The 21,638-nt window shown below is 59.8% G+C and carries 22 protein-coding genes and 4 pseudogenes; 12 read left to right on the forward strand and 14 right to left on the reverse strand.

All coding sequences use genetic code 11. The features are described from left to right. Position 1: 1 nt before the first annotated feature. From NO364_RS06370 to NO364_RS06380, 3 genes are read right to left on the reverse strand one after another with little or no spacing between them, the layout of a single operon-like run. Positions 2–622 (reverse strand): ATP-binding cassette domain-containing protein, encoded by a 621-nt coding sequence (locus NO364_RS06370; protein WP_251330874.1) that lies wholly within the window; start codon positions 620–622, stop codon positions 2–4. Next, positions 619–2,199 (reverse strand): acetolactate synthase large subunit, encoded by a 1,581-nt coding sequence (locus NO364_RS06375; RefSeq protein WP_257628825.1) that lies wholly within the window; start codon positions 2,197–2,199, stop codon positions 619–621. Before NO364_RS06375 ends, NO364_RS06370 begins: the two co-directional genes overlap by 4 nt. After that, complete coding sequence (locus NO364_RS06380) at positions 2,200–3,561, reverse strand: NAD-dependent succinate-semialdehyde dehydrogenase (RefSeq protein ID WP_251330872.1); 1,362 nt, start codon at positions 3,559–3,561, stop codon at positions 2,200–2,202. It lies immediately after the preceding gene. A 358-nt stretch (positions 3,562–3,919) separates the two neighbouring features. On the opposite strand from NO364_RS06380, the gene NO364_RS06385 reads away from it, so the two are divergent. Next, positions 3,920–4,120: a hypothetical protein gene (locus tag NO364_RS06385; protein ID WP_257628826.1), complete on the forward strand. Its 201-nt coding sequence runs from the start codon at positions 3,920–3,922 to the stop codon at positions 4,118–4,120. A gap of 104 nt (positions 4,121–4,224) precedes the next feature. Continuing rightward, positions 4,225–4,356, forward strand: a pseudogene (locus NO364_RS06390) (IS1595-like element ISHti5 family transposase); the annotation flags it as partial. Between the two features lie 577 nt (positions 4,357–4,933). On the opposite strand, the pseudogene NO364_RS18285 reads toward NO364_RS06390, so the two are convergent. Both NO364_RS18285 and NO364_RS06400 read right to left on the reverse strand, forming a co-directional pair. Beyond that, positions 4,934–5,068, reverse strand: a pseudogene (locus NO364_RS18285) (CBS domain-containing protein); the annotation flags it as partial. 141 nt (positions 5,069–5,209) lie between these two features. Further along, complete coding sequence (locus NO364_RS06400) at positions 5,210–8,278, reverse strand: FAD-binding and (Fe-S)-binding domain-containing protein (RefSeq protein ID WP_257628827.1); 3,069 nt, start codon at positions 8,276–8,278, stop codon at positions 5,210–5,212. Between the two features lie 662 nt (positions 8,279–8,940). Between NO364_RS06400 and NO364_RS06405 the strand changes: the two genes are divergently transcribed. The 3 genes from NO364_RS06405 to NO364_RS06415 all read left to right on the forward strand — a co-directional run bounded on the left by NO364_RS06405 (position 8,941) and on the right by NO364_RS06415 (position 11,789). After that, entirely contained in the window at positions 8,941–9,330 is a 390-nt protein-coding gene (locus NO364_RS06405) for a DUF2237 family protein (RefSeq protein ID WP_251330868.1), read from the forward strand. A 191-nt stretch (positions 9,331–9,521) separates the two neighbouring features. Continuing rightward, positions 9,522–10,871: an MmgE/PrpD family protein gene (locus NO364_RS06410; protein ID WP_251330867.1), complete on the forward strand. Its 1,350-nt coding sequence runs from the start codon at positions 9,522–9,524 to the stop codon at positions 10,869–10,871. A gap of 84 nt (positions 10,872–10,955) precedes the next feature. Then, positions 10,956–11,789, forward strand: a complete 834-nt coding sequence (locus NO364_RS06415; RefSeq protein ID WP_251330866.1) for a phosphosulfolactate synthase — start codon at positions 10,956–10,958, stop codon at positions 11,787–11,789. A 250-nt stretch (positions 11,790–12,039) separates the two neighbouring features. Here NO364_RS06415 and NO364_RS06420 read toward each other — a convergent pair whose 3' ends face one another. The 3 genes from NO364_RS06420 to NO364_RS06425 are packed head-to-tail and all read right to left on the reverse strand — an operon-like array spanning position 12,040 to position 13,378. Next, on the reverse strand, positions 12,040–12,183 hold the full coding sequence (locus tag NO364_RS06420) for a rubrerythrin-like domain-containing protein (RefSeq protein WP_251330865.1): 144 nt from the start codon (positions 12,181–12,183) through the stop codon (positions 12,040–12,042). A 56-nt stretch (positions 12,184–12,239) separates the two neighbouring features. Further along, positions 12,240–12,389: a DUF8106 domain-containing protein gene (locus tag NO364_RS18435; RefSeq protein ID WP_474509145.1), complete on the reverse strand. Its 150-nt coding sequence runs from the start codon at positions 12,387–12,389 to the stop codon at positions 12,240–12,242. Next, entirely contained in the window at positions 12,386–13,378 is a 993-nt protein-coding gene (locus NO364_RS06425) for a transcription initiation factor IIB (RefSeq protein WP_257628828.1), read from the reverse strand. The genes NO364_RS18435 and NO364_RS06425 overlap by 4 nt, the downstream gene beginning before the upstream one ends. A 329-nt stretch (positions 13,379–13,707) precedes the next feature. Here NO364_RS06425 and sufB point away from each other — a divergent pair, with 329 nt between their 5' ends. The 4 genes and pseudogenes from sufB to NO364_RS18290 all read left to right on the forward strand — a co-directional run bounded on the left by sufB (position 13,708) and on the right by NO364_RS18290 (position 16,529). Continuing rightward, positions 13,708–15,138, forward strand: coding sequence for a Fe-S cluster assembly protein SufB (gene sufB, locus NO364_RS06430; protein ID WP_251330863.1), 1,431 nt, complete (start codon positions 13,708–13,710; stop codon positions 15,136–15,138). A 46-nt stretch (positions 15,139–15,184) separates the two neighbouring features. Then, positions 15,185–15,538, forward strand: a complete 354-nt coding sequence (locus NO364_RS06435; RefSeq protein ID WP_257628829.1) for a 4Fe-4S dicluster domain-containing protein — start codon at positions 15,185–15,187, stop codon at positions 15,536–15,538. A gap of 540 nt (positions 15,539–16,078) precedes the next feature. Then, positions 16,079–16,207: pseudogene (locus NO364_RS06440) on the forward strand (2-oxoacid:ferredoxin oxidoreductase subunit beta); the annotation flags it as partial. 172 nt (positions 16,208–16,379) lie between these two features. Then, positions 16,380–16,529 carry a DUF7563 family protein gene (locus NO364_RS18290; protein WP_420191864.1) on the forward strand — a complete coding sequence of 50 codons (150 nt, stop codon included), beginning with the start codon at positions 16,380–16,382 and terminating at the stop codon, positions 16,527–16,529. Positions 16,530–16,636: 107 nt separating this feature from the next. Here the strand turns inward: NO364_RS18290 and NO364_RS06445 are convergent, their stop codons facing one another. Then, on the reverse strand, positions 16,637–16,957 hold the full coding sequence (locus tag NO364_RS06445) for a DUF5783 family protein (RefSeq protein WP_420191837.1): 321 nt from the start codon (positions 16,955–16,957) through the stop codon (positions 16,637–16,639). 180 nt (positions 16,958–17,137) lie between these two features. On the opposite strand from NO364_RS06445, the gene NO364_RS06450 reads away from it, so the two are divergent. Continuing rightward, entirely contained in the window at positions 17,138–17,503 is a 366-nt protein-coding gene (locus NO364_RS06450; RefSeq protein WP_257628831.1) for a NifU family protein, read from the forward strand. Between the two features lie 204 nt (positions 17,504–17,707). On the opposite strand, the gene NO364_RS06455 is transcribed toward NO364_RS06450, so the two are convergent. From NO364_RS06455 to NO364_RS06465, 3 genes are all read right to left on the reverse strand, one after another. Continuing rightward, on the reverse strand, positions 17,708–17,968 hold the full coding sequence (locus NO364_RS06455; RefSeq protein ID WP_251330859.1) for a DUF7861 family protein: 261 nt from the start codon (positions 17,966–17,968) through the stop codon (positions 17,708–17,710). A gap of 10 nt (positions 17,969–17,978) precedes the next feature. Next, positions 17,979–18,932 (reverse strand): SDR family NAD(P)-dependent oxidoreductase, encoded by a 954-nt coding sequence (locus tag NO364_RS06460; RefSeq protein WP_251330858.1) that lies wholly within the window; start codon positions 18,930–18,932, stop codon positions 17,979–17,981. Between the two features lie 79 nt (positions 18,933–19,011). Further along, the gene (locus NO364_RS06465) at positions 19,012–19,248 is read right to left on the reverse strand and encodes a hypothetical protein (RefSeq protein WP_251330857.1); all 237 of its coding nucleotides are present in this window, start codon (positions 19,246–19,248) and stop codon (positions 19,012–19,014) included. 173 nt (positions 19,249–19,421) lie between these two features. On the opposite strand from NO364_RS06465, the gene NO364_RS06470 reads away from it, so the two are divergent. Beyond that, positions 19,422–19,748: a hypothetical protein gene (locus tag NO364_RS06470; RefSeq protein ID WP_251330856.1), complete on the forward strand. Its 327-nt coding sequence runs from the start codon at positions 19,422–19,424 to the stop codon at positions 19,746–19,748. Between the two features lie 104 nt (positions 19,749–19,852). Here the strand turns inward: NO364_RS06470 and NO364_RS06475 are convergent, their stop codons facing one another. Further along, entirely contained in the window at positions 19,853–20,179 is a 327-nt protein-coding gene (locus NO364_RS06475; protein WP_251331368.1) for a universal stress protein, read from the reverse strand. A gap of 280 nt (positions 20,180–20,459) precedes the next feature. Beyond that, a pseudogene (locus NO364_RS06480) lies at positions 20,460–20,934 on the reverse strand (ISH3 family transposase); the annotation flags it as partial. A 281-nt stretch (positions 20,935–21,215) separates the two neighbouring features. Between NO364_RS06480 and NO364_RS06485 the strand changes: the two are divergent. Next, complete coding sequence (locus NO364_RS06485; protein ID WP_251330855.1) at positions 21,216–21,614, forward strand: iron-sulfur cluster assembly scaffold protein; 399 nt, start codon at positions 21,216–21,218, stop codon at positions 21,612–21,614. The last annotated feature ends 24 nt before the right edge of the window (positions 21,615–21,638 follow it).

Genomic DNA, 21,638 nt, shown 5'->3' on the forward strand with positions numbered 1-21,638 from the left:
ATTAGAGGCCAAGTGTATCGATGAGGTCATCGGAGTCGGTCGACCGCGAGAGCAGTCGTTGTCGAACCGTCTCGTCGTCCGTATCGGACAGTGAGTCGACTCGCTGGCTTTTGTAGGCCGTTGTAACCGTTCCGTCACGGAGCCGTTCGAGATGCGTCTGGAGAGTTGTCCCCCGAAACGATTCGACCGCCCTGTCCCAGTCGATCCGGTCTTGTGTTCCGAAGTTCGGAACCAACTCACCGGCCAAGATACGCAAGGCCGTGGTCTTCCCGATTCCGTTCCGGCCGAGGAGGCCGATAACCGCTCCATCGTCCGGAGCCGGGAGGTTATACAGTCGAAATCCGTTTTCGGCGTACTGGTGAACGAGCTGGCCTGTTTCGGACGGAAGCGGGACGATTCGAATCGCGTCGTTGGGAATTTTCTTTTCGATGAGCTTGTGCTCTCGCATCACCTTGCTCTCGTCGATGTGGAGTTCGCCATCATCGGTGATGTGAAAGCCCTCGTGTCCGGACCGATTCAACGGATCGTACTTGACTGCGATGTTCCGTACTTCGTCGGTGACTTCGTCTTGATCGATGATTGCGACGTATTCTTCGCTCTGTGAATCGGTGGGGGTGTTCATTCGACGGGAACTTCGATGAGTGCCATGTCATCGCCGACTGCAGACCTAAGCACCTCCTGGAGGTCGGGTCCCGATTCGGGCCGGTACCCGTCGATACCGAAGCTCTCGGCGAAGGCCACGAGATCTGGATTGGTTAGCTGATTTCCAAACGACTCACCTGTGTGGTCGCGCTGTTTCTCCGAAATGAGTCCGTAATTGTCGTCGTTGAATACGATGATGGTGTAGCCACAACCGGACCGGGTCGCCGTCTCGATCTCGGCGGCATTCATTAGGAACCCCCCGTCTCCAGTTGCTGCGACGACGTTCGCATCGACCGCCAGGTCGGCTGCGAGACCCCCCGGAACCGCGATCCCCATTGATGCGAGACCGTTCGAGATGATGCAAGTGTTCGGCTCGTACGTCGGGAAGCTCTGTGCGATCGCCATCTTGTGACTGCCAACGTCCGAGATGAGCACGTCCTCGGGAGCCATCGCGTCCCGGAGTACTGGCAACACGTCTCGAACAGTGAAAGGAGGATCCGACCCTGGTTCACGGTCGACATCAGTGACTATTCGTTCCCGGTAATCGGTGTACCAGTCAGTGTCGAAGGAGAGTCCAGCTTCCCGACACCAGTCGACCAGTTCCTGGAGCGTCTGTCCGATGTCGGCGACGACTTCAACCTCAGGCGAGTAGGCTTCGTACACCTCGGCCGGTTCGCTGTCGACGTGAACGATATCGGCGTTCCCGTGTCCCCAGTCAGCCGGGTCGTGTTCGGCAATATCGTACCCGACGGTGAGCACCAGGTCGGCCTCGTCGATAGCGCACGTCCCTTCCTTCTGTGCACCGGAGCCGAGCGTCATCAACGAGTGCCGTTCGGCGTCCGATACCGCACCCTTGCCCATGTACGTCGAGACGACCGGCAGGTCCGTCACGGAGACGAGTTCGCGAAGTTGTTCCGCTGCCTGGGTCCGCACGGCTCCGTTGCCCGTGATGATGATCGGACGCTGTGCATTCTTGAGTAACTCCTTCATCCGGTCGAGAGCGTGCGCGTTGGGTGCGGCGGACTCGACTCTCTCGCGGACAGCGAGCGGCTCCATTAGTGTCTCCTCGGCTGCGACGTTCTCGGGGAGTTCGAGGTGAGTCGCGCCCGGTTTCTCGTGCTCGGCTAGCTTGAACGCCTTCCGGACCGACTCATGGATGATGTCTGGGGCATCGATCTGGGTGTTCCATTTCGTGACCGGCTCGAACATATCGACGACGTCTATCGCCTGGTGACTCTCCTGATGGAGCCGCTCAAGACCACCCTGCGCGGTGATGGCCACTAGCGGACTCTTGTCCAGATGCGCGTCGGCGACGCCGGTCAGCAGGTTCGTCGCACCGGGTCCAAGCGTCGAGAGACAGACCCCGGCCTCGCCGGTCAGCCGTCCGTAGACATCGGCCATAAAGGCCGCGCCCTGCTCGTGGCGCACCGGCACGAAAGTCACCTCCGAGTCTCGCAGCGAGAACAGCAGGTCCTCCATCTCCTCGCCAGGCAGGCCGAAGACGTGCTCGACACCCTCGCGTTCCAGTGCCGCGACCAACAGGTCCGATGCCTTCATTTATTCCACCCAGATCGTCTTCCTGTTGACGAACTCCCTGATACCGTCACCGGAGAGTTCACGGCCGTATCCGGACTCCTTGATGCCGCCGAAGGGCACGCGGGGGTCTGATTTGACGAGTTGGTTTACATAGACACAACCGGCGTTGATTTCCCGGCCGACGCGCTCGCCGCGGTCGCGGTCCTCGGTCCAGATGCTTGCACCCAGTCCGAAGTCGGTGTCGTTGGCCTTCGCAATCGCCCGCTCCTCGTCGGCCACCTCATATACAGCGGCCACTGGACCGAATGTCTCTTCGGCATCAGCAGGACAGCCTTCGGGCACGTCAGTCAGGACGGTCGGCAGGTAGTAGGTCCCCTCCCGATCAAGCGGTTCACCGCCGGTCGCGATTTCCGCGCCGGCGTCGACGCTCTGCTGGACCTGCTCGTGGAGTTCCTCCATGAGATCTTGGCGGGCCTGGGGACCGATGTCCGTGTCTTCGTCCATCGGATCGCCGACCGTGTAGGACTTGATTTCCGAGACGAGTTCGTCGACGAACGTGTCGTAAACGTCCGTGTGGACGATGAAGCGCTTGGCGGCGATGCAAGACTGGCCGCCGTTCTGGTTGCGAGCCCAGGCACCCATCTCGGCGGCCTCAGCGACGTCGGCGTCGTCAAGAACGACGAATGGATCGCTCCCACCGAGTTCGAGGACGGTTTTTTTGAGGTGCTCACCGGCTGTCGATGCGACGGCCCGACCAGCCGGACCGCTTCCCGTGAGCGTCACGGCTCGCAGACGGTCGTCGGCGATGATGTCGTCAACGAGATCGGAGGGAATCAGCAGCGACTGGAAGACACCGTCGGGGTAGCCGGCTTCGTTAAAAACATCCTCGATGGCTTTGGCACAGCCGGGGACATTCGAGGCGTGTTTCAGGAGGCCGACATTGCCCACAGTCAGGTACGGCGCGGCGAACCGGAAGACCTGCCAGAAGGGAAAGTTCCATGGCATGACTGCGAGAACCGGGCCGAGCGGTTCGTAGACGGTCTTGACGCTCGAGCCGGGCGGACTGGAGTGGCCTTCTGGCTGGAGATACTCGCTGGCCGACTTGGCGTAGTGGTCACAGACCCACGCGCACTTCTCGACTTCGGAGACGGCCTGAGTGATGGGTTTACCCATCTCTCGGGTCATCGTCTCGGCGTACTCCTGTTTGTTCTCGCGGAGGACTTCAGCTGCGCTCTCGAGCAGCTCTTCGCGTTCCCTGAGCGGACGATTTCGCCACTCCTCGAAGGCCGTCGTGGCTTGATCAAGAGAACCGTCAATGTCGTCTTTCGTATGAGTTTCGTACGATTCGATCCGTTCACCGGTCGAAGGATTGACGACGTCCATGCAGTCGAGTTATGCCTCAAGCGGGTTAACCTCGTCACTCAGCTTTGCACATTAGACAGATTATATGAATCGCGATACAGCGACCCTCCGCAGGCGAATACCGATGATATCGACAGCGCAGTATCAGCCACGATTTGGGGAAATGCGACAGACCGATATAATCAGGCACAGATCGTCACACGGTCGCACCCATACAATCCACCAGCAGATAGGTTTTTACGCTCATTCATCCCGAATTTATCATTTAGACAACGTACAAAGCTGAGTTAGAGCTAATTAGAATTTACGATATAACTGGAAATCTAGTTTGCTCTCAACCGCGCCGTCTGGCGATGTTTTTCAGACAGGCTCCTAAGCGATGTCAAACACGGAATTTGGCGTGTCCATTTCGGATGAATTCGTCGAGGAACTGGACGAGCTAACCGAGCAGTGCGTTGATCTCCAAGCAAGCCGTTCAGAGGTTGTTGAGGCGATTCTGACCGCGTACTTCCATGGCGATATTGACCATGAAGCACGAGTCCGCGAGCTGATCATCCGTCGTCGAAAGGGAACGCTCTAACTCGTTTTCTTCTTGTTGCAGTCGCTGCAACCGCTTTTGAATACGTCTCTCAACTGTACCCGGTAGAACTCACCGCCGGGTTTTAAATACTCGAAACGGGACAGCTTCGCAACTGGTTGCGAAGGTTCCGAGGCGTCTCAAAACACCACTTACAGGGCTATCTGAATTTCTTGGGCTGGATTCTCAACACCGACAACTGGTTCGAACAAATTCTAAGTACTGACTTCTACAGATGAGCGCTCTCGAAAAGAAGCCTCGATAGACCGTGCTGTCCGGCGGTTCTTCAGTTAGCTAAAGACGCATGGTTCCACGTCGGGGTGATGGCATCGTGGATTGTAGCGAAGGCTATGGTCCACCGGTCGACTGCTTGTGGCCGGTGGGGATCTCCGCTGCTGTGCCGTTGTAATCCCTTCCGGGAGGTCAAGCACGGATACGTCGAACGTTTCGCGCCCATCGGCGCGTACCCTCCGGCCGAGCGGCCCTGACTGTGAAGCTTGTACCTCGAACCCGCAATGTAGTTCGCTGGGCAGCGTAGCATCATACGGCTGGAATCGGCCGTCCACGATGATCGTGCCTTCCTCGTGTACATCAGGAGCTTGCACAGCAAGTTCTCGCACAGCACCGTTGTAGCCGTACGTGGTGCGGATTTCGGGCCACTGAGGCGGTCGCACGAACGCTCGGAGCCCCGCTGCCCCATCATAGGTGCGCGGGACCCCGATATGAAACCGGAACGAGTCTGCCTGATATCCCCGGGCATTTGGATCTCGTCGTAGCGGTGAGGGTCGCGAAACCGGACAGTGTTATATCCCCGAATTATGGACTGTATTCCGGCGATTGAAACTCGATCGCTCCCGAGACCTCCTCGAGCTGCTCGCCGATGACGGCGACGAGATCATCAAGCGAGACGATACCGGTCAGGTTACCAGCTTCGTTGACGACAGGGATGCGAGAAAATCCAGCGATTAGCGACCGATGTCGAAATTCTTGACGAACACCATCCCGACCTCGCGGAGGAAGTACGTGATGCTGTTTGATAGTGGCGGTGATTGAATGACGGTCGCGGTCGCTCGACTCGGGCGACCCCGGTGTTCACACCGACGCAACCCGCGCGAGCACCTCGACCGGCGTCGGCGGCTCTTCGCTGCGGCCGTCGCGGTCGCCGAGCTGGGTGCGACAGGACGTGCCGGGCGCGACGACGCGGGCGGCGGGCGAGTCGTCGATTTGGTCGTAGAGGATCGCGGCGATGGCGTCGCTCATGGACTTGTGCTCGGCCTCGTAGCCGAACGAGCCGGCCATGCCGCAACACCCCGAGTCGAGTGGATCGATATCGTAGCCCGCGCGTCGGAGCACGCCGACCGCGTGGTGGTCCTTCTTGGTCGCCTTCTGGTGGCAGTGGCCGTGGTAGGCGAACGAGGCGTCCGGGGTGTCCCAGTCGACGTTCTCATCGAGACGGAAGGTGTCGAGGTACTCGCAGACGCCGTAGGCGTTCCCGGCGAGCGTCTTCGCCGCCTCGCTGTCGAGGAGGTCGAGGTAGTCCGACTGGAACATCACCGCGTCCGAGGGCTCGACCAGCACGACCTCCTTGCCGTCTTCGACTTTCGGCGCGAGTTCGCGGACGTTCGCCTTCGCGGTCTTGCGGGACTTCTCGAGGAAACCCTTCGAGTGGGCGGGGCGACCGCTGTCCGTGCGCTCGGCGACCGCCACGTGGACGCCGGCCGCCTCAAGCACACGGACCGCGGCTTCCCCCACCTCGGGGTCGCTGTAGTTCGTGTAGGTGTCCGCGAAGAAGACGACCTCGCGCTCGGCTTCGGACTTCGAGACCTGGGCGCCGCCGCGGTCCTCCCACCAGTCTTGGAACGTCTCCGACCTGAAGGTGGGGAGCGTCCGGTCGGCCGCGATGCCGACCGTCTCCTCCAGCAGTTCGCGGGCACCCGATATCTTTGTCGCCCAGTTGGAGATCGGGGCGGTGCGACTGCCGATCTCCGCCAGCGTGTCGACGTTCGCAAAGAGTCTATCGCGCAGCGAGGCGCCCTCGCGCTGGTGGTGCTCGTGGGTGATCTCGGCCTTCATCTTCGCCATGTCGACCTCGCTCGGGCAGTCGTTCGCACAGCCCTTGCAGCCGATACAGAGGTCCATCACCTCGTGCATGAACTCGACGTCGAACTGCTCGTCCTCGGGGAGATCGCCGCTCATCGCCTGCCGGAGCAGGTTCGCGCGCCCGCGAGTGCTCGTGATTTCCTCCTTGGAGGCGCGGTAGGTCGGGCACATCACGTCGCCCGTCGTCTCCTGCTCGCCGCGGCATCCCCCACAACCGTGGCAGAGCTCGGCCATCCCCTGGAATCCGTTGTCGTTGCGCCACTCGAGTTCGGGCTCGAAGTCTGCCTCGAAGTCGTACTCCGAACCGTACCGGAGATTCTCGGTCGTCGAAACAGTCGCCGCGCGCTGAGGCGGGCCGTCACCGCCGGTCTCGGACGGGTCGACCCCACAGACCTGCCCGGGGTTGAGAAGCCAGCCTGGGTCGAAGGCGGTCTTCAGCGCACGGAACGTCCCCCAGAGCTCCTCACCGTAGAGCTTCTCGTTCCACTGCGAGCGGGCGCGGCCGTCGCCGTGCTCGCCCGAGACACTGCCGCCGAGTTCGACGACGAGGTCGGTGACGCGGTCGGCGATGTCCTCCATCGCTTCGACATCCGCCCCGTCCTTGAGATTGAGGAGCGGACGGACGTGGAGGACGCCCGGTCCGGCGTGTGCGTAGAACGACGCGAAGGTGTCGTGGTCGTCGAGGATGTCGCGAAAGCCCTCGACGTATTCGGGGAGACGCACCGGCGGGACTGCACAGTCTTCGATGAACGAGACGTGTTTTCGGTCGGTCGTCCGGCTCTTCAGGATCGGGAGCCCGGACTTCCGGAGCTTCCAGAGTTGCGCCCGCGTCTCCTCGTCGTGGGCCTCGAGCGCGTCGAAGGCGTACCGGTCGACATCGGCGTCGATGACGGTGTCGGCGTCCCCACCCTCCGAGGGGACGCGGTCGGCGAGCAGGTCCGCGACCTGTTTCCGCCCGTCATCATCGTCCTCGGCGTAGAACTCGACGAGGAGCGCCGATCGGGTTCCCCCGGGAAGTTTCTCGACGACATCCTCGAACTCGGAGGTGTCGGACGCGAGGTCGATGAGTGTGTCGTCGACGAGTTCGACGGCGGCTGGGTCGTGGTTCTCGACGATCGGCGCGACGTCCGAAACGGCGTCGACGAGCCCTTCGTAGGTGAGCAGCGCGACCGACTTCGTGTTCGGGATGGGTTCGAGCGAGACGGTCGCCTCGGTGACGATCGCGAGCGTCCCCTCCGAGCCGGCGAGCAGGCGGGCGAGGTTGACCGTGTCGCCGTCGCGGGCTTCCCCGACGAGCACGTCGAGGTTGTAGCCCGAGACGTTGCGCTTCAGGTCGGGGTACTCTTTCTCGATCTCGCCGGCCTCCCCGTCGAGGATACGGACGACCTCGGCGTAGATGCGCGCGAGGAGATCGTCCGCGTCGGGGTCGGCCGCATCGTGGAGGTCGTCGACGGCAATCTCGCCGAACGTCGTCACGGTGCCGTCCGCGAGGATGGCTTCGATCTCCTCGACATAGGCGTCGGTCTTCCCGTACTTCAGCGAGTGTGCGCCCGTCGAGTTGTTCCCAATGGCGCCCCCGAGCGCGCTCTTATCGCCCCACGCGGGGTCCGGCGCGAACTTCAGGTCGTACTCCTTGAGTTCGGCGTCGAGTTCGCCGAGGAGGACGCCGGGCTCCGCGGTCGCCGTACGCCCTTCCGGATCGATCGACGTCACCCCGTTCATGTGCCGGGTGAAGTCGAGAACGACAGCCTCGTTGACGGCCTGTCCGGCGAGGCTCGTCCCGCCGCCCCGCGGGAGGACCGGAATCTCGCGGTCGGCGCAGTAGTCGACGACGGCCGCGACGTCGTCGGTCGAAGTAGGGAAGACCACGCCGATCGGCGTCACCTCGTAGGCACTCGCGTCCGTCGCGTACATCTGCCGCGAGTACTCGTCGAAGCGAACGTCGCCCGCGAGGTCCTTGAGATCGTCGACGAGCCCCGGCCGTTCGACCCGCTGGCCCTGGTAGTCGTAGTCGGCCCGTTCGTCGGCCGCTGGATCGTGGGAGAAGTGCTCTGTTGCCATAGAGTGAGTATCACGAGGTTGGGAGTGGGGAACAATGAACGCTGTCCATTCGCATTCAGTTAATACTACGAACGCTCATCTGAAGAAGTCGGTACCTGCGGAAAACCGGTGGTCTGATCGCACCTGTGAGCTTCCGAGACACTCCAGATAACGGATCGGCAAGTACAGGTATACGCTTCTACAGATGAGCGTACAGGCATAACGAGTACGAAGGTCACGAATTCGGTCGATTTGGGTGTATATTACGTTCGTACGGTTTGTCGTGTTCGTCACGGACGGTGGCATATTTTCTCTTTCCTGAAACTCAGCTTGGCAAATTGAATATCTCACATTGAAGTATCCGAAAATGGTACACAGAGCGGCCTTCTCATAGGATTGCAAGAGTCTATCGCACGCTGGCTCCCTCTGCAAGAGCCACGATCTACGCGAAGCCCAGTCCAGTGAAGACCGATTCACTGGTCCACCGATTTTTGTGATCCACCACAAGACTACCTCTCGTGTGTATTTCTACGAAATGAATGTAAATCACTCAACGTGCAAACCTGAGCCCGTCACTTAGCTTTGCACGCCTAAGTATGACACGAGGCAGATGGGGTAGGAGGAGCGTCACAGGAACGATCCCGGACGGGGAGGCTTTTGGCCATGGATCACGCTCTATCGGTATGCCCGAACGAAACGTCGTCGGCGAGGAACTTGCCACCTGTAGCACTGATCCGAGGACTGGCTTCGATCGCGATGGCTGCTGTGGAACCCATCCCAACGATCGAGGCAGACACGAGCTCTGTGCGGTCATGACCGACGAATTTCTGTCGTTCAGCAAAGCGCAGGGCAACGACCTTGTGACGCCGCGTCCGGAGTTAGAGTTTCCCGGGCTTTCCCCTGGCGATCGCTGGTGTCTCTGTCTCGGACGGTGGATCGAAGCGCTTGAAGCCACGCGAGCCGAAGGCCTCCCGGAGACGACCGTCCCACCCGTTGTTCTCGAAGCGACCAACGAGGCAGTGCTGGATTCCGTGGATCTGGAGACGCTCGAAAGCCACGCCTACGACGCGTGAGCAGCCGACGGGCGTGATATCGCGCGATCATGCACGACGGCGTCGGCGGCTCCCGCTTCGGTTTTCATCCTCCGTAGCGTGATGACCGTTGTATGACACAGGGAGGGGTAAGAGCTACTGATGCCGACTACGGACGTCCGTTAACAAGGACGGCCAAGCGATTTCCGTTTGGGATTCGTACTCACACGTCCATGACAACTACCGAAGAACTCGCCGCGTTCGTCGACGCCGTCTCCCACGAGGACTTCTCGGAGAACACACGCGAAGAGCTAAAGAAACGCACACTGGATTCCCTCGGAATCGGCATCGCCGCGCTGGGTCATGAACCGGTCGAAGACGTCTACGACATCTGCCGCCGGGCGAATCCAGGCACCAGCTGTACGTTATGGGGGCGCAGCGAGTCAGCTTCGCCGGTCGGTGCCGCGATGCATAACACTGCTCTCACCCGGTACCTCGACTTCATGGACTCGTTTCTGGCGCCTGGAGAGACGCCCCACCCCAGCGACAACATCGGTGCCATCGTCGCCGCTGGAGAGGAGGCCGGCGCCACAGGGGAGGAACTGCTGGAAGGCATCGGCGTGGCCTACGAGGTCCAAGGGGAACTCGCTTGGAATGCGCCGGTCCGGGATGAAGGATTCGACCACGTGACCCACACCGTCATCTCGGCCGCCTGCGGCGTCGCGAAGATGCTGAACCTCGACGTTGAGGCGACGAGGAACGCCATTGGCATCGCGGGTACCGCCCACAACGCTCTCCGGGTCACCCGAACCGGCGGTATCAACGAGTGGAAAGGCATCGCGTCTGCAAACGCCGCACGCAATGCGACGTACGCCTGCCTACTCGCGCAGGAGGGCATGGAAGGGCCGAAGAACCTCTTCGAGGGCCAGAAGGGCTGGAAGCAGGTCATCAGCGGCGATTTCACGGTCGATCTCGACCCCGCTTGCTCGCGGGTCCACGACGTAATGACCAAGCGATACGTCGCCGAGACCTACGCGCAGTCGGCCGTCGAGGGCATCATCGAACTCGCCGAGGCCGAGGACATCGACCACGGGCGGGTCGACTCTATCCACCTGGACACGTTCGGGGGCGCGGCTCTCATTATCGGCGGTGGCGAGGGCGACCGATACGCAGTCGAGACGAAGGCCCAAGCCGACCACTCGCTGCCCTACATGCTCGCGGCCGCGCTCATCGACCGGGAGATGGGCAACGAGCAGTACGAGGCTGAGCGCATCCGGGCCGACGATGTCCAGCGGCTGCTACGGACGGTCGAAGTCGAGGAGGACAGCACGTTCACCGAACAGTTCGAGGGCGGCGAGATGCCTGCGCGCATCGAGATCACGATGACCGACGGCACCACGCACGTCGTCGAAAAGAATGCCTTCCAGGGCCATCCCACGCAGCCGATGGACTGGGACCAGGTCGAGGCGAAGTTCCATGCTACGGCGAGCCAGTTCGACGAGCGCCGTCGCACGGAGGTCGTCGAAACGGTGCGAGATCTCGAATCGACCGACCTCGACGACCTCGTAGGATTGCTGGCATAGGTCCTGGCCATACGTGGCAACGGCAGTCCGCTTCCCTTCTGACGCTGTCTCTAAGTGCCAAGCGGACGAATGTCCGTATGAACGATGGTTGAGCGCACCTTCGAGTTCCTGCACCACAACGAGAGGGAGGAGAAGCCACGCGAGAGGGGCATCACGGAGATTCGGGGGCCCTACTACGATCCGATGGGCCCTCGGGAGCTACGGGATATCCTAGAGACGATGGGCCAGTACGTCGACATCTACAAGTTCTCCGGCGGGTCGTTCGCGCTGATGCCCGAGGACGCCGTCACAGACCTCATCGACATCTGCCACGAACACGACGTGAAGGTCTCCACTGGAGGGTACATCGAGAACGTCCTCGTGCGGGACAACGACAAGATCCACGAGTACTTTGAGGAAGCCGAGCGCCTTGGGTTCGACGTCGTCGAGATCTCCAGTGGATTCCTCGCAATGGGTAGCGACGACATCGTCCGCCTGACCGAGGTGGCAGATGAGGAGTACGATATCGAACCGAAACCCGAAATCAATGTCCAGTTCGGCGCGGGCGGTGCCTCTGATCCCGAGGAACTGGAGCGTCAAGGCCAGCAGGACCCCGAACAGGCAATCGAGGAGGGGCGAAAGCACCTCGACGCAGGCGCGGACTTGCTGATGGTCGAGGCTGAAGGGATTACCGAAGAGGTCGAAGAGTGGCGCACCGACGTCGCCTACCGGATCGCCAACGAACTCGGCACGGAGAATCTGGTGTTCGAGGCTCCAGGACCGGAGATGTTCGAGTGGTACATCAAGAACTTCGGCCCCGAGGTGAACCTGTTCGTCGACAACAGCCAGATCGTCGAGCTGGAGTGTATGCGCTCGGGCCTGTGGGGCAAGGCGACGACGTGGGGGCGCACTGTCACTTGGAAAGATAAACGCGAGTAACGAGCACGACGTTTGACCGCACTCGTCCGGACGGGACTCGCACTGAGACTCACATACCGTCTGCAATTAGTGGTCAGCGATCAGTAATTCTTGTTCGGAGTGTTTGCTGCATACACTCTCTGGGTCTTGTTTAGATGCCTGATTTCATCGGATAAAGCCCTTGATCCCGGTGGGTTCCACTTGATCGGCGGAGTCACGAGCGTTCGTTTGAGTCAACTGGCTATGATGTACTGTTCAGAATAATGAACGATTAGTCATGCGGGACAGCTGTGTTTCGCATTGGGCCACCACAATCGGGACACTTGTTTCCCTGCCCCGCGTTTTTAACACCGGTTCCACACTCTCGGCACACATACACCGTTCCTTCAGAGTGATCCGGATCGGTTTCTCTCATTATCTACCAGTAGAGGCTCAAGACTGTTAAGATACAGGCTGCACCCTCACAGTACTTTAGCTAACGGCGAATAGTCGAGCTCCACAGTCTGGGCATTCGAGCCGGTACTGGCCACCATCAGAAGGAACGTTCCAATCGCCTTCAATGGGGCTTTCGTGCCCACATGACGAACAGAAGAGGACTGCTTTCCGCTTAGATCTATTCACCCACTTGACACCTCGTCTGCCGCTTCAAGAATTTCCGTGTACCGGTTCCGAATCGTGACCTTGCTCACGTTAGCGATTTCGGCCAGATCGTCCTGGATGACGTCTTGATTTGTGAGTTTGGCAGCTGCATATAGCGCTGATGCTGCAATCCCGACTGGGTTTCGCCCACTGTGAACACCCGCTTCGACTGCAGCTTGAGTCAGTTCCCGACTTCGACGTTCCGTTTCATCGGGACACTCCAGCTGGGAAGCGAACCGGGCAATGTATGCTTCGGGATCCGTCGGGGCCATTTCGAGCTCCAGTTCATCTGCCAGATAGCGATAGGTGCGCTCGATCTCGATTTTATCGACACGACTCACGGCAGTAACTTCATCGAGTGTCCGGGGCGCATTCTCCAGACGTGACCCGGCGTAGAGGGCTGCTGTTGCCATTCCCTCGATCGACCGGCCCCGGAGCATGTCCTTTTCCAGTGCCTGCCGATACAACACACTCGTCGTTTCCCTGATCGGATCGGGACATCCAAGCGCGGAGGCCATCCGGTTGATCTCCCCCAGCGCCTGCTTTAGATTCCGTTCCCGATTGTTTTTCGTCCGAAACCTCTCGTCCCATTTCCGAAGACGTCGCATTTTCTTTCGCTGACGAGACGAGAGCGACCGTCCATACGCGTCTTCGTCTCGCCAGTCGATAACCGTCGACAGGCCGCCATCGTGTAATTGCTGGGTTTGGGGGGCTCCGACCCGCGACTTGTCATTCTTTTCGCGCGAATCGAACGCACGCCATTCAGGTCCGCGGTCAATCTGATCTGATTCGAGTACGCGACCACAGTCTTGACAGTGGGTTTCGGCTTGTGCCTCGTCGTGGACGATGCGTCCACTGCACTCCGGGCACGTTTTGGCCGACAGGTCATTCTGCTCTTCTTCGGCCGTCTCACCGTGTTCCTCGGGAGAGCCCTCTTCGCGAACCCTTGGCGTAGTAAATGACCCAGTCACGTTCAGCTCCCCCCGATAACAGAGCGGGAGCGTCGCTGCCGGCGGGACAAGCGGATATCCCAAGCCCGGCAACTCCGGAAAGTAGCAGACGAACTGGGTATACCGGCTCTGAGCAGAGGTCGGCTATCAGACTGCTTCCTGGACTGACGAGCGGTGAATAATGATACCATATGCCGCTTTTGAGCCTGTGCGATAGTAAGTTTTTATATAGCAAAAATCGATTACCAATTTGAATACTCAGAATTAGAGATTGGGAGATTATTCGTAAAGATGGCTATCAAAGATAGTTATGAATCAAACTTATGGGCCCAGAGTCTCAACGTAAGTTCATGAGTTCAGAACAAGACCATCTTCAGGACACCGATACCGAAGCTCGCTTCGAGTTCAAGAAGGAGGAGAAGTCGGCCTTCGAGGCTGAGAAAGGGCTCACCGAGGAGACCATCCGCCTGATCTCGGAAGACAAAGACGAGCCCGAGTGGATGCTCCAGCGCCGGCTGCGAGCGTTGAAGCAGTTCCAGGAGATGCCGATGCCAACCGACTGGCCCGGTCAGCCTGACCTGAGCGAGGTCGACATCGACGAAATCGTCCCCTACATTCGCCCGGACATCGAGACGCGCGGCGGCGCCGAGAACTGGGAAGACCTTCCCGAGGAGATTCAGGACACCTTCGACAAACTGGGCATTCCCGAGGCGGAGAAGAACGCCCTCTCGGGCGTCGGCGCCCAGTACGAGTCCGAGATCGTCTACCAGAACATGCAAGAGCGCTGGGAGGACAAGGGCGTCATCTTCTGTGACATGGACAAGGCCGTCCAAGAGCATGAAGACATTGTCAAGGAGTACTTCATGACCAAGGCCGTCCCGCCCAGCGACAACAAGTTCGCGGCGCTACACGGTGCGATCTGGTCGGGCGGCTCGTTCGTCTACGTCCCCGAGGACACGAACGTCGACATGCCCGTGCAGGCGTACTTCCGGATGAACTCCGAGGGGATGGGTCAGTTCGAGCACACCCTCATCGTCGCCGAGGAGAACTCCGAAGTTCACTACATCGAGGGCTGTTCCGCGCCGAAGTACTCGGCGTTCAATCTGCACAGCGGTGGCGTCGAAGTGTTCGTCAAGGAGAACGCCCACGTCCAGTACTCGACGGTCCAAAACTGGTCGAAGAACACCTACAACCTCAACACCAAACGCGCCCTCGCCGAAAAGGACGCCACAATGGAGTGGGTGTCGGGGTCGATGGGCTCGAAAGCCACGATGCTGTACCCGTCGACCATCCTCAAGGGCCCCGGCGCGACGGACAACCACATCACCATCGCCATGGCTGGCGAAGGACAGAACATCGACACCGGCGCGAAGGTCTACCACAACGCGCCTGACACGAAGTCGACTATCGAGTCCAAGTCCATCTCGAAAGACGGCGGCCGCACCAACTACCGCGGGCTGGTCCACATGGCCGACGGCGCCGAGAACTCCTCGACCAGCGTGGAGTGTGACGCCCTGATGTTCGACAACGAGTCGACATCGGACACGATGCCGTACATGGAGATCCAGGAGAACAAGGTCGACGTCGCCCACGAGGCGACGGTCGGGAAGATCGGCGACGAGGACGTCTTCTACCTCGAATCACGTGGGCTGGACGACGACGACGCCAAGCAGATGATTGTCGCTGGCTTCATCGAACCGCTCACGGAGGAACTGCCCATCGAGTACGCGGTCGAAATGAACCGGCTCATCGAACTCGAGATGGAGGGATCGCTCGGGTAGTGACCAGGTCGGCTGAACGCTACACAACGTACGAGAGGATATCTCGATGGCTATCGATCCGAATTTCGAGAACTCCCACGAGGAAGTTGACCGGCACGAGGACCACCGGGTATGGACGACAGATGGCGAGGAACCAAGGGAGGACGAACAGGGCATCCACGGAACCCACGTCGCAGTGGATTTCGACATCTGTATCGCGGACGGGGCCTGTCTGGAGGACTGCCCCGTCGACGTGTTCGAGTGGACCGATACCCCTGGCCACCCCGAGTCCGAAATCAAGGCCGATCCCACCTACGAGGACCAGTGCATCGACTGTATGCTCTGTGTCGATGTCTGCCCTGTCGACGCCATCGACGTTGACCCGGGACGTGCTGGGAGGCTCCGAACTCGGGGTGGATGAGCGCTGACGATGATTCTGACATTACAGTGTTACCGGTGTGGAACCGACTACGAGTACGTTGGCACCTCGCCACATCCCGGCCAGTGCCAGGCGTGTGGCTCGCCGTGTGTTCCCCCTGCAGGGAGTCTCAGCGTCCTCAACAGCGCTCACTGGGAGAGCGCAAACGGCCTCTCGAAAGTCTGGGTGTATGCGCTCGACGAACGAGATCGCCCGTTCGAATTCGAGGTCGCCGCACAGGGCAATCGTGGAAAGTTAGTGGCACTGAGAGTCGACGGTATATCAGTTGCTCCACAAGTAGACGAGACACTCGAAACGCTTCCCCCGGCAGTGGAAACCGAACTCGCTGAGGCAGGAATCGAACGAGTAGATCCCAATACACCCAAACAATCGAAGTGATGACAAGCAGTCATTTGAGCGACTGGTGACCCGGAATGAGAAATAATGCGACAGAGACTCCAGCTGTCAGTATCGAGTGGCGGAGAGGATAGCAACACGATCTCAGATGTCAGATTCACATACTTCAAATCCGACAAGGAGTAGCAGGGCATCATTTACCGAGACGAGAACTCCACCCCCTGGGAACAGCGCGAAGGACTCACCGAGAACATGGCCGACATCCCCGACGGCGCCCCGGACGACGCGATTGACCTCGTCCGGGAGTTCCACTGAGCGATGACAGATACTGACACGTCGGTTCACCGTTCACCCGCTGTCCCAACCGGTGTCGTGTCGAACTATCGTGGGTACGCAGACGCTCTGATCAGCATTGCGGGTGTTCTGAATCACGTAGACGACGACACTCCCAGGTCCAGCATTGGACGCCTTCCGTATTGATAACACCATGCCAGAATGCAGCACCTGCGGAGAGCACGTTTCGGATCGGTTCAGACGAGTGTTTGGCGATGAGACAGGCGTAGTGTATGCGTGTCCTGCTTGTTCAGCGAATGCTGCCATCGGAGAAGCGACACGCAAGCGGAGCGATCAGATATAACGCAACTCAGTAGCGCAGAGGGCGAGAGCGCAACGATATCACTACCGCTGTATTCGTGGCGACTATTTTTTGATCCACCCTCCAGATCAAGGGATCCCGCCCCGCGCTTACTCTTCAAATCCGAAGATCTGGCGCAATTCAGTTTCGATCCGGTCGACAAACTCCGTGAGAAGGGAATCAAAGGTCTCCTCGTCGCCGGGCAAGGTCTGTTTCCGCTCTTCAATATCGTCAGGTAAGGTGATGCGGAATTGTCCATCGCCCTCGTAGACCGGTTCACTCTCGTTGAGCACTTGTCGGTCGATGGCGCGAAGAACCTCTGAGTCGGCCTGTCCGTGGAGTTGCTGGTACGCATTCGAGTATGCCGTCTCCAGTTCTTCGAAGTAATGGACGTATTTGTCTTCGAATTTCTCCGGGTCGAATTCGGTCATCACTGGATCGACGGGCGGAAGAATAAAAGATTCAATGCCCGGACCTGGCAGGGATTACACCTCCTCCCCTGGCCACTCGAGAGTCAGGGCACCCAATTATACCGCTGCTGATGTCACTTTGGAATAACTCAAAAATCATGTTAATTCAGAGTTATACGGCCAGAGTCGAAACAGAGGGGTATGAGTTCCGAAGCGAAAAGTGAGGAGGACCTGCGCGAGGAAATCGTGACTTTCCTACAGAAGAACTTCCCACAAATCGAAATGCACGGGGGATCGGCAGCGATCCAGAACCTTGACCGGGAAAGCGGCGAGGTGTCCATCCAGCTGGGGGGTGCGTGCAGCGGGTGCGGTATCTCTCCGATGACGATCCAGGCAATCAAGAAACGGATGGTGAACGAGATTGCCGAAATAGAGACCGTTCACGCTAATACCGGCGGTGGTGGCGGGAGTGGCCACGACGGCAAGAGCCCGTCATTCCCTGGAGAAACAACCGACACCGGGGAAAGCGGCGGAGAAGACGATGGAGCCCCGGCCGCGCCCTTCTAGAGGTTCTTTTTCAGGATATCAACACCCGTGCTCAAATCCGAGGGGCGGGTCAACAGCCTAGTCAATGATTGGTTGAAGATACGCTGTATATGATAGCGAACGCGATTCACCGTATCAGGGATTGCGTCGTCAGATTGTAACCTGCGTCAACAACAGAGACGGTCGGAAAGGCTTGGATGTGATCGCGAGAAACGCATCCCAGGTCTATGACTGGGACGTGTGACCGCCGTGTTTCCGGTACCAGACACGCTCGCCGACGGGTGACTCCTCCTCGTCGATATCCAGCCGACTCACGAACAGGTCGCGAACGGCGAGCGTGACGACGAGGTCTATCGTCTTGCCCTCCTCGGGGGTGACCGTGACGACACAGTGGCCGTCTCGCTCTGCGACCGACGCGATCGTCCCGACCGACCACCGATCACGGTGGTGAGCGGGCTCCCGTGCGTGAATACGGTCGTGACTCATGCTGGGGGAGTCAGACGTCACCCGGGGTCGTCCCATCGCCGGCCGCGACGGGCTGTCGGTCGCGTTCCGCCAGTGGCTCGTCGATGCCGAGTAGCGTTGCACTCTCCGACCAGAGCCGCCGGGAAGCCTCGCTATCCCGGGCGGCCTCGGAGGGGGTGCGCGGCTTCTGGTTCGTGAAGTACCGCCCGGATACCTCCGCAGCGCGTGGCGAGACGGCGACGAACAGGATTTCTGCGGCCCCGTCGACGACAGACGTCACCCCGGGGACCGCTTCAAGTCGCTGGAACAGGCCTGGGAGCGGTCCAGGGAGGAACCGACTGAACCCACTCCCCGGAATCGCGCCCGGATGGATACTGTTGGAGGTGACCCTGCGATCGGTTGCGTCGAGTCTTCTGGCGAGTTCCGTGGCGAAGAGGATGTTCGCGAGTTTCGAGTGGCTGTATGTTTTGAATCCGGTGTATCGATCGGCGCCCCGGACCCGGTCCAGATCCAGCGAGACCCCCTTGTGAGCGTCGGAGGCAGTCGTGACGATCCGGGCGCCCTCGCGGAGGTGATCAAGCAGGTCAGCCGTCAGCAGGTATGGTGACAGGTGGTTGATGTGGAAGGTGTACTCGACGCCAGCGTCGGTCAGCCCCCCGTTCCGGAACAGCCCGCCGGCGTTGTTGACGAGGAGGTCGATCCCCTCGGTCTCTTCGCGCACAGCGCTCGCGAGATCTTGGACCGCCTCAAGATTCGCGAAGTCTGCCTGGACAAACGTCGCGTCGGCGCCAGTCCGGGAGAGTTCCTCGACCACTTCCGCGCCGGCCTGTGGGTCCCGGCCGTGGACGACGACGTCCGCGCCGAGTCGGCCGAGCGACAGCGCGGCGGCGCGACCGATTCCGCTCGTCGATCCCGTGACCAGGGCCTGGAGTCCGGTACAGTCGACGTCGGACACGCCCGCCAGGGTTTCTGGGAGTTCACTCATTACGTGTTACAGGAGGTCGACAGCCAAAACACCATCACCTCGGCCCGAAGCACTGTGGGTCGCCAGAGGCACCTCGCCCTCAGTTCCCGGTGTCTTGTAACATCTGTTTCATCTGGTCCAGCTTGAGGTAGACGGCGAGACCAAGTATCGTCGCCGGCCACAGCCCGACGAACTGCCCTCGCTGTTTTTCACCACGGACGTAGTAGTAGTACAGAGCGAGCGCAACGGAGCCCATTGCTGCCATCGCCCCGGGGCCGAGGCCGCTCTCGTCCAGTTCTCGTGCTACTCCTGTCGGTTCGTCAGTTGATTCACTCATAGGTGAGCTAGCACTCGGAAGTGGATTAATGGTCGGTATTTTGATATCCGGGCGGTTTTTGATTACATGGGTAACTCTTCCTAGCGGTGGTCGAGAGGGACGCCCGCTCGGCACGACGAAGCCGTCCCCGTGTGAGAACAAACGCGTAAGGCCATAACACCACAACGGGGTGCATGCGAACGACAGTCACCGAACACGCCGGTCTCCTGCTCGCCCGAATCGAAGACGACGAGTTCGTGTTCGAGGTGAACTTCGAGACGATCGAACCCACTGACGTGACACTCCGCTTCCGTCGCGACGGCGAGAAAGTCGGCAGCATCTACAACGATGATGGGACCGAGAAGACGATGGCACGGCTGACGACGGCCCGGGAAGGGGACGACTTCATCGGCGTTCGCGTGCCGAAGGAGTTCGTCTCGGAGGTCCTGACAGCAGCCGTCGAGACGGGGCGCGTCACCGACGAGTCGGCCGCCGAGGGCTACCGGCTGCGCGTCCTCTGATCGCGAGTCTCGTAGGAACTAAGAGTGTCTCCTCGTGAAATCGAGCCTCCGTAGCCGGTCAGGGAGCGTCCAGTTCCCGGCCGGTTACAATACTCCAAGTGGCGTCAGCGCTGGACCGCCAGGACGGGTGTATCGCCGGCCTGGATGACTTGCTCGGTGACACTGCCGAAGATGACTCGCCCGGCGCCACCCCGGGCGCGGGTGCTCATGACCGCGAGGTCGGCCCCGATCTCTGTCGCGTACTCCGTGATGACCCGGGTGGGGCTTCCGAACTCGACGGCGACGGTCGCGTCCACGCCCTCGGGGGCGTGCTCCTTGACGAGCTGTTCGGCTGTTGCCGCCCGCTCGCGCTTCCGGCGGTCGAGTTTCTCTTCGTCGCGCCCGGCGGTTCCGAGCCCGCTGGAGAGTTCGACGACTGAGAGGACGTGTATCGTGGCGTCGTACCGTTCGGCATGGCTGAACGCGTGCGGCGTCGGTCGTCGCCTCGCTGCCGTCTGTCGGGAGTAGGATGGTGTCGTACATTAGTGGATTCGTGGATCGGTCGGCCCGGGTATCATTCTTCGATCATTCCTTGGAACGCTACTGCTGGCGGGCAATGAGCACTGCGTCAGCAATCACGTCGTGGCCGATCGGGACGAGTTGCAACACCCCGCCCAGCACGAAGATGTTGGCAATCACGAACCCCGTCAGCGGTCCCAGACTCGCAGCCAGCACCCCCAGTGTCACCGGCTTCTCGTTGGAGACGACATAGGTTGTACAGTAGCGGTGGCAAGTCGTCGTACCGTCTTTGGGAACCATCGAGCAGAGTTCGCCTTCCTCGGCGTAGTGATCGCCGTGATGGGGTATGTCGATGAAGTCGATAGAGACGATTCTCGACCGGCGGGTCGAGAATCGTCATGGTGAGGCGTCCAAGCAGAAGGTTGGCAAAGACTTCGAGCCAGTCACGGTCAAGAGTGTGAAGATACGTGAGAGTCGTGTCGTCACAGGGTGTTCCGTCGGTGTCTTTGCACGTTTCCCAGATTGAGGTCTGGTTAACACAGGCCAAGATGACGACGAGCCAGATGTCGCCGGGGACGAGGGGGCCCTCCTTGACCTCCGGCAAGGGGAGCGGAGCAATGACTTCTTCCGCTACGTCTTTGACGTCCGAGGCCGAAAGGTACCCGTCTGGATCGGGGATCTTGAACACATCCAGATCCAGACACTTTCCCGTGATCACATCGGCGATTCAATTCAGTTGATTACGCCGGTTGGGAAGTACCGATATCTGGGCTTGTTGGCTCTGAGTCAAAGAGTTGAGGATCATAGATGGTCACTAGTATTACCGCCGTGTTTGCGGAACCAGACACGCTCACGGTCTGGAGACGCACCTTCCTCAAGTTCCAACCGGCGACCGAAGAAATCTCGTTAGGCACTCAACCGATAACAATTTCCCGAGCAATCTTGATCTTGTAGATCTTGCAGAGAGACATGGACGACAAACTCGTTCAAGAGATGCTCGGGGATCACTCACGGAATCCACGGAATTACGGTGAACTCCAATCACCTGATATCGAAGCCGAAATGACGAACCCGCAGTGTATCGGCCCAACTCATCCCGATGGCGACCGTGTCTCCCTTCAGGTCGCTCTTAGCGACGAAGGAAACATTGTCGAGGCCGTTCGCTTTACAGGAGATGGATGTACATTATCTCAAGCTGGTGCTTCGTTGTTGTCCGAACAGATGGTTGGTACCGCTGTTTCTGAGATCATCGAGTGGGATAACGAATACATCGAAGAACGTGTTAGAATGGAGTTGACACCCAGCAGGCTCCAGTGTGCAGAATTAGTCCTCACGGCTTTTCGGCAAGCGGTTGAAGACCACGATTAGCTCCCGAGAGTCATCGCCATGATG

Source organism: Haloplanus salinarum, assembly GCF_024498175.1.
In the GTDB taxonomy this organism is placed as follows: domain Archaea; phylum Halobacteriota; class Halobacteria; order Halobacteriales; family Haloferacaceae; genus Haloplanus; species Haloplanus salinarum.